Annotated in this window: 10 protein-coding genes; 1 reads left to right on the top strand and 9 read right to left on the bottom strand. The window is 61.2% G+C overall.

Annotated elements, in window-relative coordinates:
- The first annotated feature begins 177 nt into the window (after positions 1-177).
- Positions 178-1467 (top strand): citrate synthase, encoded by a 1290-nt coding sequence (gene gltA, locus AC244Q_RS08770; RefSeq protein WP_012757320.1) that lies wholly within the window; start codon positions 178-180, stop codon positions 1465-1467.
- A gap of 32 nt (positions 1468-1499) precedes the next feature.
- On the opposite strand, the gene lpxB is transcribed toward gltA, so the two are convergent.
- The 9 genes from lpxB to AC244Q_RS08725 form a co-directional block, all read right to left on the bottom strand.
- Positions 1500-2678, bottom strand: a complete 1179-nt coding sequence (gene lpxB, locus AC244Q_RS08765; RefSeq protein ID WP_113546015.1) for a lipid-A-disaccharide synthase — start codon at positions 2676-2678, stop codon at positions 1500-1502.
- Positions 2675-3556, bottom strand: a complete 882-nt coding sequence (locus tag AC244Q_RS08760; protein ID WP_003559080.1) for an LpxI family protein — start codon at positions 3554-3556, stop codon at positions 2675-2677. The genes lpxB and AC244Q_RS08760 overlap by 4 nt, the downstream gene beginning before the upstream one ends.
- 3 nt (positions 3557-3559) lie before the next feature.
- The gene (gene lpxA / locus AC244Q_RS08755; protein WP_003559078.1) at positions 3560-4378 is read right to left on the bottom strand and encodes an acyl-ACP--UDP-N-acetylglucosamine O-acyltransferase; all 819 of its coding nucleotides are present in this window, start codon (positions 4376-4378) and stop codon (positions 3560-3562) included.
- Positions 4375-4842 (bottom strand): 3-hydroxyacyl-ACP dehydratase FabZ, encoded by a 468-nt coding sequence (gene fabZ, locus AC244Q_RS08750; RefSeq protein ID WP_003539296.1) that lies wholly within the window; start codon positions 4840-4842, stop codon positions 4375-4377. The genes lpxA and fabZ overlap by 4 nt, the downstream gene beginning before the upstream one ends.
- Positions 4835-5899: a UDP-3-O-(3-hydroxymyristoyl)glucosamine N-acyltransferase gene (gene lpxD, locus AC244Q_RS08745; RefSeq protein ID WP_113546016.1), complete on the bottom strand. Its 1065-nt coding sequence runs from the start codon at positions 5897-5899 to the stop codon at positions 4835-4837. Before lpxD ends, fabZ begins: the two co-directional genes overlap by 8 nt.
- 50 nt (positions 5900-5949) lie before the next feature.
- A complete protein-coding gene (gene bamA / locus AC244Q_RS08740; protein WP_032996633.1) occupies positions 5950-8283 on the bottom strand; it encodes an outer membrane protein assembly factor BamA in 2334 nt (777 codons plus the stop codon).
- Between the two features lie 199 nt (positions 8284-8482).
- Positions 8483-9616, bottom strand: coding sequence for an RIP metalloprotease RseP (gene rseP / locus AC244Q_RS08735; RefSeq protein WP_017993982.1), 1134 nt, complete (start codon positions 9614-9616; stop codon positions 8483-8485).
- Between the two features lie 28 nt (positions 9617-9644).
- On the bottom strand, positions 9645-10475 hold the full coding sequence (locus AC244Q_RS08730; RefSeq protein ID WP_113546017.1) for a phosphatidate cytidylyltransferase: 831 nt from the start codon (positions 10473-10475) through the stop codon (positions 9645-9647).
- Entirely contained in the window at positions 10475-11218 is a 744-nt protein-coding gene (locus tag AC244Q_RS08725) for an isoprenyl transferase (protein ID WP_012757314.1), read from the bottom strand. The genes AC244Q_RS08730 and AC244Q_RS08725 overlap by 1 nt, the downstream gene beginning before the upstream one ends.
- Between the last annotated feature and the right edge of the window lie 35 nt (positions 11219-11253).

Here is an 11253-nt window from a genome sequence, read left to right as displayed (position 1 = left end):
ATCATCGGCTTCCGATATGCGTGTGGCTCATCGCTGCAGTGCCTAAAAGGTGATACCGCATTGCACAAAATGCCATCACAGTAACTTGGCATTAGCTTCGCGATCATATAGCTATCGGTGAGGACGCTTAACCCCTATGGCGCTTTTATGGCGCCACCGCCATTTCGGAGGATCAGCATGACGGATCAAAGCGCTACAATAAAAATCGGTGACAAGTCTGTCGACCTTGCTGTCAAAAGCGGCACGATCGGCCCGAGCGTCATCGATATCGGTGCCCTCTACAAGAACACCGCTTCCTTCACCTACGATCCGGGTTTTACCTCGACCGCATCCTGTGAATCGAAAATCACCTACATCGACGGCGACGAAGGTGTCCTGCTGCATCGTGGCTATCCGATCGAGCAGCTCGCCGAGCATGGCGACTTCCTCGAAGTCTGCTATCTCCTGCTTTACGGCGAACTGCCCACCACCGTGCAGAAGAAGGATTTCGATTACCGAGTTACGCACCACACCATGGTGCACGAGCAGATGAGCCGCTTCTTCACCGGCTTCCGCCGCGATGCGCATCCGATGGCCGTCATGTGCGGCTGCGTCGGCGCACTGTCGGCCTTCTATCACGACTCCACCGACATCACCGATCCGCACCAGCGCATGGTCGCCAGCCTGCGCATGATCGCCAAGATGCCGACGCTTGCCGCGATGGCCTACAAATACCATATCGGCCAACCCTTCGTTTATCCGAAGAACGACCTCGACTATGCCTCGAACTTCCTGCGCATGTGCTTTGCTGTGCCCTGCGAGGAATATGTGGTCAATCCGGTGCTTTCCCGCGCCATGGACCGCATCTTCATCCTGCATGCCGATCATGAGCAGAACGCCTCGACCTCGACCGTCCGTCTCGCCGGTTCATCGGGTGCCAACCCGTTCGCCTGCATCGCCGCCGGCATTGCTTGCCTCTGGGGGCCCGCTCACGGCGGTGCTAACGAAGCAGCCCTCAACATGCTGACGGAAATCGGCACGGTCGACCGCATTCCGGAATATGTCGCCCGCGCCAAGGACAAGAATGATCCGTTCCGCCTGATGGGCTTCGGTCACCGGGTCTACAAGAACTACGATCCGCGCGCCAAGATCATGCAGAAGACGACGCATGAAGTGCTCGGCGAACTCGGCATCAAGGACGATCCGTTGCTCGAAGTGGCGATGGAGCTGGAGCGCATCGCGCTCACCGACGAATATTTCATCGAGAAGAAGCTCTATCCGAACATCGACTTCTATTCCGGCATCACGCTGAAGGCGCTGGGCTTCCCCACGACCATGTTCACCGTGCTCTTCGCGCTCGCCCGCACCGTCGGCTGGATCGCGCAGTGGAACGAGATGATCGAGGATCCGGAACAGCGCATCGGCCGTCCGCGCCAGCTTTATGTCGGCGAACCGAAGCGCGACTACATTCCGGTTTCGAAGCGCTGATCGCTTCAGAAAGAACCCAAAAGAAAACCCGGTCAGAAACGACCGGGTTTTTTCTTTTTCAGCACGTCGAGAAGGATCTCGGCAGCGTGTTCGCCGGGCGGCTTTTCGGTCTGCATGCGTTGCCAGACGAGATCATAACCCTCGTTCATCGCCTTCAATTGGAACGTGTCGGCCGACAGCCGCTCCATCCAGCGCGCCAGGCTGGCGCCGCGGACGATCTCGTTCAGATATTCCGGCACGACGGCATAATCGGCGATGATATTGGGCAATGCGCCCGTCCATACCTTGATGCGCCGGGCGAGCAGGCGGATAATCCAATCCGTCTTGTAAACGGACACCGTCGGCACGCCGGCAAGGGCGAGTTCGAGGATCACCGTGCCGGAAGCTGCCATCGCCGCATCCGCCTCGGCAAGGGCCTTCCACTTCTGCGCCGGCCCGACCGCCACCTCCGGCGGCGTGGCCCAGCCGGCGACGAGCCCTTTCACCAGCGCTTCGTTGTGCGGCACGGTCGGCAGCAGGAATCGCATCGGGCCGTTGCGTGCGACAAGTTCTTTGGCCGCATCCTCGAAGAACGGAAGCAGTTTGGCGATTTCGGAGGATCTTGATCCAGGAAGCATCAGGATCGCCTTGCCGGCTCCCTCGACGGGTGCGCGCATGGCGCGCTGCCGCCGCACTTCGAGCAGCGCCGGATCGGCGGTCAGGCGATGGCCGACATAGGTGGTCTCAGGCCCGCCGAGCGCACGCATTGTTGCCGGCTCGAAGGGCAGGACGGCGAGCACATGATCGACATAGGCGAGCATGCGCGTGGCGCGATATTCCTTCCAGGCCCAGACGCTTGGACAAACATAATTGACAACCGGCAGATCCGGCAGAGCGATGCGGACACGCTTTGCGACGCGATGGGTGAAATCCGGGCTGTCGATGATCAGAAGAATATCCGGCCTTGCGGCGATGATGGCAGCCGTCGTCTGGCGGATCAGCGTATAGAGCTTTGGCAGCCGGCTCAGCACCTGGGTGATACCCATGATCGACAGCTCGGAGAAATCGAACAGGGATCGCAAGCCTTCCGCCTGCAGCCCCTCGCCGCCGACACCGACGAGCTCCACCGGTCCGCTATGAACCCGCTTCAGCGCGGCGATGAGATCGGCACCGAGCAGATCCCCCGACACCTCGCCGGCAATGACGGCGATCTTCAGCGGCGCCCCGTTCATTCAAGCCCCCATGCCGGCAGGCCGCGATCGATGCCACAGACGAAGAGCCCAGCCTCATCGGCGGCTTTGATGACGGCGGCGCGATCGAGCACCAGCGAGCGGCCGGCCTCGACGGCGACGCCGGCAAGGCCGGCTTTCCTCGCGTTCAGAACCGTGGAAACGCCGATCGCCGGCAAGTCGGCGCGGATATCCTGTTGCGGCTTGCAGAGTTTGACGAGTGCGCCACGGCGGCGCGGCGAGATGCGCCCGGCGGCTCTGAGACCCGCGACACGCTCCAGCATCTCGTCCGTGCCCTCAAGACCCTCCAGCGCGACGATACGCCCGCCGATGGCGACGGCGCCCTGACCGACATCGAGCCGGCCCAGCATCTCAGCGGCATCGGCTGCGCGCCTGATATCGCGCCGGTCTTCCTCGCCAGGCGCTGCAGCGCCAAGCGGACCGACGTAGGCAAGAAGGTCGGGAGCGATCTCATGAGCGCCGACGACCCGGCGGCCGTTTCCCTCGATCAGCCGGATCACCATCTGCAGCACCGTATCGTCGCCACCGGACAGCAAGGTGCGGATCACGGCCGGCATCTTCATCAGAGTGCGCAGCGTCGGGCGCACCTCGCGCCATTCCGGCCGGCGCCGCACGCTGCCGGACATGACGACACGGCCGATGCCGTAGCGGTTCAAGAGGCCCTCGAGAGCTGCAAAATCGCCGACGCCGATGACGGCATGGTCATACCCTTCCCAGCGCCGGTCGCTTTCGTCCTTCAGCGCGACGATGACGGGATTTTCGCCCGCCGCGCGCGCAGCTTCGGCGACATAGGAAGGCAGAAGGCCGCCGCCGGCGATGATCGCCAGCCGGCCCGCAGCGGTATCGCCGGAAAGAGTCACGGACTAGCCCTTCTGCCCCCGAGTTGGCGAGGACAAGGCGCGGTCGCTGTCGGCGGCGATGAAGTCGAGGATGTGGACCGCCTGCTCGCAATCAGCATATTCTTCGCGGATGGCGGCGGCGTTTTCGCGGACGGAGCCCGGTCCTTCGAAGATCGACTTGTAGGCGCGCCGCACCCTGTGAATGACGGCGCGGTCCACGCCGGCGCGCGTCATGCCGACGACGTTGAGGCCGCTCAGCAGCCCGGGATTGCCGTTCAGCATGCCGTACGGAATGACGTCGTAACTCACTGCCGAGAGCCCCCCGACGAAGGCCTGACGGCCGACGCGGGTAAACTGGTGAACGGCCGAGCCGCCGCCCAGGATGACGCGATCTTCGATGACGACATGGCCGGCGAGCATGACGTTGTTCGACATGATCACATGGTTGCCCACCCGGCAGTCATGCGCGACATGCGAATTGGCAAGGAAGAGGTTATTGTCGCCGACGATCGTCTGGCCGCCGAAATCGGCCGTGCCCGTATTCATCGTCACGCCCTCGCGGATCGTGCAGTTGGCGCCGACCGTCAGCGTCGTCTCCTCGCCGCCGTGATGCACGCTCTGCGGATCGCCGCCAACGACCGCCATCGGGAAGATGCGTGTGCCCTTGCCGACCACGGTGCGGCCGGTCACGACCGCATGCGACAAAAGCTCGACATTCGCATGCAGGACGACGTGCGACCCGACATGGCAGAAGGGACCGATCTTGACGCCCTCACCGATGGTCGCGCCGTCTTCGACGACAGCCATCGGATGAATGCGAGCGCTTTCGGCGATAGTGCTCATGCCTGATCCTTACGAACGATCATCGCGCCGATATCGGCTTCGGCGACAAGTGCGCCGTCGACCTTGGCGTCGCAATGGAATTTCCAGATATTGCCGCGCTGCTTGTGCTTCCTGACATGGAATTCAACACGATCGCCGGGTACGACGGGCTTGCGGAAGCGCGCATTCTCGATGGTCATGAAATAGACGAGGTTGCCTGGCTGGCCATCCTTCTTGGCACAGATCGCACCCGCGGTCTGGGCCATGCCCTCGATCAGGAGAACGCCGGGCATGATCGGAGATTCCGGAAAATGACCGGTGAAATGCGGTTCGTTCACCGTGACGTTCTTGATGCCGATCGCCGTGTTGTCGCCGTCAATCTCGATGATCTTGTCGACCATGAGAAACGGGTAGCGATGCGGCAGCAGTTTCATGATCTCGATGATGTCAGCCGAAGAAAGCGTTGTCGTGGCTTCCTCAGTCATTTTTCTTGCCTCCAGGTTTCGTCCCGCGCAGCTTCGTCCTTGACATCTGTTGCGCGACATCTCTCAGATAGTCATTCAGCGGGCGCCCAGGTGTACCACCATATTGTCCGCCGGCGGCAAGATCGGTCATGATACCGCTTTGGGCGGCGATCTGCACGCCGTCACCGATCGTCACATGCCCCTTGATACCGACCTGGCCGCCGATCTGAACGCCATTGCCGATCTTCGCGCTGCCGGCGATGCCGACATGCGCAACGATCGCGCAATGGCGGCCGATCTGAACGTTGTGGCCGATCTGTACCTGGTTGTCGATCTTGGTGCCTTCGCCGATGACCGTATCGTCCATGGTGCCACGGTCGATCGAGGTGTTGGCGCCGATCTCGACATTATCCTGGATGATCACTCGGCCGATCTGGACGATCTTGATCATGCCGCGCGGGCCCGGCGCATAACCGAAACCATCCTGGCCGATGCGGGCGCCGTTGTGGATGATGACGCCATTGCCGAGCAGCGCGCAGAGAATGCTGGCGCCGGCCGCAATCGAACAATCCCGGCCAATCTTGACATTCGGACCGATGATGCTTTGGGCGCCGATGCGCGTCCCTTCGCCGATCTCGGCATGCGCTCCGATGACGGCCATCGGCTCGACGATCACGCCCTTTTCAAGCTTGGCGCTCGGATCGATCACCGCGCTCGGCGCGATCTCGCTTTCACCGGAAAAGACGACCGGGCGCAATGCCGCGGGATAAAACAGGCCGCCCGCCATCGCGAAAGCCGCATGTGGATTGGACGACAGGATGACCGGGATATGGGGGGGTACGAGATCGGCGAGCGCCTTATCGCAGATCACTGCCGAGGCCTCGCATGTCGCCAGTTCATCGCGGTTACGACGCGACAGGATATAGCAGACGTCTCCCGCCCGAGCCCGGCTGATGGGGGCAACGGACCTGACGACAACATCGGCATGGTCGGAATTGGCGAGTTCCGCCCCAAGAAACTCTGCCAGCTCAGCGAGCTTCAGACCTTCATGGGGCAGAAAAAAAACGTTTTGCTCCATCGGCAATGCTCCAGAACGGAATTGAGTCTTACAGTTCCGGACTGCCGATATCAGAATTGGTTGTTGATGCCAAACTTGAAGTTCTGCGTCTTGTCGAAGTCTTCCTTGAGAACCGGGATCGCGTAATCCAGACGCAATGCACCGAAGGGAGACTGCCAGACGACGCCGACACCGACGGAGGCGCGCAGCGAAGCGCTGGTACCGTCGGCCTGGTCTGACCCAAGAAGCTCGACGTCATTGCCGAACAGCGTACCGGCATCGGCAAAGACTGCGCCGCGCAGGTTGAAGTCACGCGGGAAGCCCGGCATCGGGAAGGTGGCTTCTGCAGACGCCGTGAAATAGGTCGTGCCACCGAGCGGGTCATCGTGATCCCCGCGGATGCGCGGGCCGATACCCTTGTTCTCGAAGCCGCGAATATCGCCGTTGGTCAGCGTGAACTGGTCGAAGACGTTCAGATGGTCGCCCAAGGGAACGACATAACCAGCCGAAGCGGAGACCGAGCCGATGATATCGGCATCGTCAGCGAGCAGGTGGTAATAACGGGCCTTGCCGTAGATCTTGTAGAACTGCGAGTCGCCGCCGAGGCCGGCAAGTTCGTGCGTCGCCGTCGCATAGATGCCTTCACGCGGCAGGACGGTGTCGTCAAGCGTGTTGTAGGTCAGCGTCTGCGAGACGGAAGAGCGTGTCCACGGGCTCTCGTCGACCAGATTGGCGTAGGTCGCCGAAAGATCAGAGGTATCGCCGTCATACTTCATCTGCTTGTAGTTATAACGGAAGGTCGTCGCCAGATCTTCGGTGATCGGCGCAGTCACACGCAGGACGACGCTGGTTTCTTCGTAATCGTAGTCGTCGTTGCTCGACGTTTCGCTGCGGTTGACGTCGAAGCCTGCCGCCAGACGGTAGCCGAGGAAATAGGGTTCAGTGAAGCTGACGCCGTAGGCGCGTGAGCCTTCCTGGCCGCCACCGGCCGAGATGCGGATGTACTGACCACGACCGAGGAAGTTCTTTTCCTCGATCGATGCTTCGAGCAGCAGGCCGTCGCCGCCGGCGGCATAACCCGCGCCGACACCGAACGAACCGGTCGACTGATCCTGCACGTCGACGACCACCACGACACGGTCAGGCGAACTGCCCGGCTGGGTGGAGATATTGACGGAAGAGAAGTAACCGAGCGCTTCGAGGCGACGCTTGGCCTTAGTGATCATCTGCTGGTTGAAGGCATCGCCTTCGCTCATGTCGAATTCGCGGCGAATAACGTAGTCGCGCGTGCGGCTGTTGCCGCGGATCTCGATGCGCTCGACATAGGCGCGCTCGCCCTGGTCGACCAGATATTCGACACCGATCGTGTTGTTGTTGAGGTCGCGGTTACCGCGCGGCGTGACGCGCGCAAAGGGATAACCGGCTGACGCCACCTGATCGGAGATCGCCTCGATCGACTTCTGGACTTCCTTGGCGTTGTAGACCTGGCCTTCGCGGGTGCGCACCAGCGGCTGCAGCTGCTCTGAGCCGACGCCTTCAACGGTCGATTGGACGGTCACCGGTCCGAAGTCGTAACGCTGGCCTTCCTCGATGTTGAAGGTCAGCGTGTATTTGTTGGTCGCGTCGTCGAAGGTGGCATCGGAAGAGACGATGCGCATGTCGGCGTAGCCGCGATTGTAATAGAACTGGCGCAGCGCTTCTTCGTCGGCGTGGAGCTTGTCTTCGTTGTAGACATCCTTGCGAGTCAGGAACGACAGGAAGTTCGAACGCTTGGTGGCGATGACGGCAGCCAGGCGGCCGGCGCTGTAGGCATTGTTACCGACGAAGTTGATCGAATCGATCTTGGTGCGGTCGCCCTCGTTGATGACGAAGGCGAGGTTGACACGGCCTTCGCCGAGCGGCACCACCTGCGTCGTGACTTCGACCTCGCTGCGGCCGGTGGCAGCGTAAGCTTCCTTGATCGACTGAATGTCGGCCTGGATCTGGGTGTCGCTGTAGGGACCGGCAGCGTGGGTCTGGACGATCGTCGCGAGCTTGTCGTCCTTGATCTTGCGGTTGCCGTTGAAGACGACCTGATTGACCAGCTGGGCTTCCTGAACGTTGACAACCAGCGTGCTTCCGGAAACCGAGATCTTGACGTCGGAGAAGTAACCCGTGCCGTAGAGCTGCTTGACCGAGGCATCGATATCGCTGTTCGAAAAACTCTTTCCGGGAGCGATGGTGAGGTTCGACCGAACGGCTTCCGCGCCGACACGGCTTGCGCCGCGCACATCGATGCGCTGGATAACCGCGGCCTCAGCGGCCGTAGCGGAAACGAACGTCAAAGCACCTGCGCCCGAAGCAACAACACTAGCAGACAGCGCAACCGCCGATACTGCGTTCAAAAACTTTGAACCAGCCTTCATTTCACCCATTACCTTTTGTTTCCCTCGTCCCCGGCTTCAGGAAACCCCGATTCCGGTCACGTGTGTCGTTTTACCCGCTTTTGACATACAAGCAAGGCAGGTCGTTAATTTCTGTTTACTTCATTTGCAAGCGTGACCCATTCGCCACTACAGCCTTGAAACATCGTAAATAAATAGTAATTAGCCTCGCCTTGCTCGTTTACCCTCTTAACGAGCCAATGTCGTTCCAGGTCGTGAAAACCATCAATGTCAGTATCATCGCCAGGCCGATGCGAAATGCAATTTCCTGGGCCGAAGAGCCGAGCGGTTTCCCCCTCACCGCTTCCACCGCATAGAACATCAGGTGGCCGCCATCAAGTACCGGAACCGGCATCAGGTTAAGCAATCCTATCGAAACAGAAAGCACCGCCGCAAGCTGCAACACTGCGCCTATTCCAAGCGACGCCATCTGGCCCGAAGCTTGCGCCACGCGGATCGGCCCGCCCAATTGATCGGCGCGCATCGTTCCGCTGAAGATGTTGCCGATATATTTGAAGGTGCCGGTGACAATGTCACGGGTCTCAATCACAGCCTCGCGCAACGACTCCAGCGGCGTGTAGGTCTTCAGACGGAAGTTGCCGGCCTCCCGGCTGGTGACGATGCCGATCTGGCCGAGCTCGACCTTGTTGCCGAACTGGTCGGTCTGGTCTACGCGCTGCGGCACCATCGGCACATCGAGCTTCTGGCCGGCGCGCTCGATCGTCACGACGATCTTCTGGCTCGGGCGGATGCCGACATAGCGGCGCACGTCGTCGAAGGTCTCGACCTTGCCGCCGTCGATGGCGACCAGCAGATCGCCTGGAAGGATGCCGGCGGCAGCGGCTGCGCCGTCTGGCTTGACCTCGGCAACGACGGGATCGGCGATCGTGCGGCCATAGACCGAGAAAAGAATGGTGAAGATGGCGATCGCCAGCAGAAAATTGGCGATCGGGCCAGCCGCGACGGTTGCAGCGCGTTTCCACAGCTTGGCGCCGGCAAAGGAGCGCGCCCTGTCCTCCTCGGACATGGCGGCGATCTTGTCGGTGTCGGGCTTGCTCGAGGCATCCTCATCGCCGAAGAACCGGACGTAGCCGCCAAGCGGGATTACCGCAATCTTCCAGCGTGTCCCGTGGCGGTCGGTGAAGCCGAAGATCTCCGGACCGAAGCCGACGGAAAAGGCAAGGATGCGAATGCCGCTCCAGCGCCCGACGAGGTAATGGCCCATCTCATGCACAAAGACGAGCAGTGACAGCACGAGGATGAAGGTAACGATGTTCCCCATCAGAAATGCGTATATGCCGCTCATCGTTTCCATGAGTCCCTTCCGTCAGACTGCCGCGTTGTCAGAGTCCGAACAATGCCGCACCAAGCGACGTCATTCCGGCCCCCTTTATCAGGGAAAAAAGCCCAGCAAGCAAGAACGCCGAAAAACAGGCGAAAATCAGTCCGTCGACACGGTCCATGACGCCGCCATGACCCGGAATGAGACGGCTCGAATCCTTGACGCCGAATTTTCGCTTGATGAACGATTCGAAAAGATCGCCCGACTGGCTGCAAACCGAGAGAACCAATGCCACGCCGGCGGCGATGATTTCAGCGCCCGGAAGGAGAAAATGGACGAGAACGACGCCGGCTACGACCGCCGAAACGGCGCCGCCGATTGCGCCCGACCAGGTCTTTCCGGGCGAGATCGAAGGGGCAAGCTTTGGCCCGCCGAGCGCCCTGCCGACGAAATAGGCAAGGATATCGGTTGCCCAGACGACAGCAAAGACGAAGAGCATGGCGTAAAGGCCAAGCCCGTCATCGCTTCTGATCGCGGCAAGCGACAGGCCGGTGGCGCCGGCATAAAACAGGCCCACTGGCAACCAGCGGCTCGTGCCCTGCAGGATGATCAGGGCGATGCCGACGGCGGTGACGCCGGCCAGCATGCCGGCGGCGAATTCGAAATTGCCGACAAGCACGAGAAAGGCAATCGCCGCCTCGCCGATCCAGCCGACGGCATTGGCGACCCAATCCCGCGCGATGCCTGTCATTTTCGACCATTCATAATAGATCAGCAGGCCGATCACGACCGCCAGGATACGGAAGGCAAGGCCACCATACCAGGTGGCGGCAAGAACGATGGCCGCAAGAATCAGTCCTGAAACGATGCGGAGCTTCAGTTCCTGCTGCATCAGGTGCCGACCGCGGCCGCCTGCGACGACAGGCCGCCGAAGCGCCGGTCACGAGAGGCGAATGTATCGAGCGCCGAGCGGAAGATCTCGGGGCTGAAATCCGGCCAATATTCCGGAAGGAAGATGAATTCCGAATAGGCGGCCTGCCAGAGGAGGAAGTTGGAAAGCCGCTCCTCGCCGCTGGTGCGGATAATGAGATCCGGATCGGGGATGCCGGCCGTATCGAGACGGGCGTTGATCAGCGCCGGCGTAATATCTTGCGCTCTCAGGCGGCCGGCCTCGACATCCCGGGCGAGGCTGACGACGGCGCGGGCGATCTCGTCGCGCGAGCCATAGTTGAAGGCGATGACGAGCGTCAGCGACGTGTTGTCCTTGGTCGTCTCCTCCGCCTCCAGCAAGAGGCCCAGAATGTCGCTGCGCAGGCTGTCGCGGTCGCCAATCACCTTGATCCGCACGTTCTGGCGATGAAGCTCGGCGAGGTCGCGCCGGATAAAAGCCTTGAGCAGGCCGAGCAGATCGGAGACCTCTGCTTCGGGCCGGCGCCAGTTCTCCGAGGAGAAGGCAAAGAGGGTCAGATATTTTATGCCGGCCGCACCAGCGGCGCGGACTGTCTCACGCACCGCCTCGACGCCCTTGCGATGGCCCATCGTGCGCGGCAGGCCACGTTGCTTGGCCCAACGGCCATTGCCGTCCATGATGATGGCAACATGCTCTGGCACAGTCACAAATACAGATTCCGACATTTCCCGTCCGGTCTTTCCAGGCAAAGGCACAGATC

This window comes from Rhizobium sp. CB2179 (assembly GCF_057653455.1).
Note: the sequence above shows the minus strand (reverse complement) of the source record. Positions and strands in the feature narration are given on the sequence as shown.

What these genes read in the sequence shown, in the direction of transcription:
- gltA (WP_012757320.1), top strand. Translation starts at nt 178, where the DNA reads ATGACGGATCAAAGCGCTACAATAAAAATCGGTGACAAGTCTGTCGAC.
- lpxB (WP_113546015.1), bottom strand. Translation starts at nt 2,678, where the DNA reads ATGAACGGGGCGCCGCTGAAGATCGCCGTCATTGCCGGCGAGGTGTCG.
- lpxA (WP_003559078.1), bottom strand. Translation starts at nt 4,378, where the DNA reads ATGAGCACTATCGCCGAAAGCGCTCGCATTCATCCGATGGCTGTCGTC.
- fabZ (WP_003539296.1), bottom strand. Translation starts at nt 4,842, where the DNA reads ATGACTGAGGAAGCCACGACAACGCTTTCTTCGGCTGACATCATCGAG.
- lpxD (WP_113546016.1), bottom strand. Translation starts at nt 5,899, where the DNA reads ATGGAGCAAAACGTTTTTTTTCTGCCCCATGAAGGTCTGAAGCTCGCT.
- bamA (WP_032996633.1), bottom strand. Translation starts at nt 8,283, where the DNA reads ATGAAGGCTGGTTCAAAGTTTTTGAACGCAGTATCGGCGGTTGCGCTG.
- rseP (WP_017993982.1), bottom strand. Translation starts at nt 9,616, where the DNA reads ATGGAAACGATGAGCGGCATATACGCATTTCTGATGGGGAACATCGTT.
- AC244Q_RS08730 (WP_113546017.1), bottom strand. Translation starts at nt 10,475, where the DNA reads ATGCAGCAGGAACTGAAGCTCCGCATCGTTTCAGGACTGATTCTTGCG.
- AC244Q_RS08725 (WP_012757314.1), bottom strand. Translation starts at nt 11,218, where the DNA reads ATGTCGGAATCTGTATTTGTGACTGTGCCAGAGCATGTTGCCATCATC.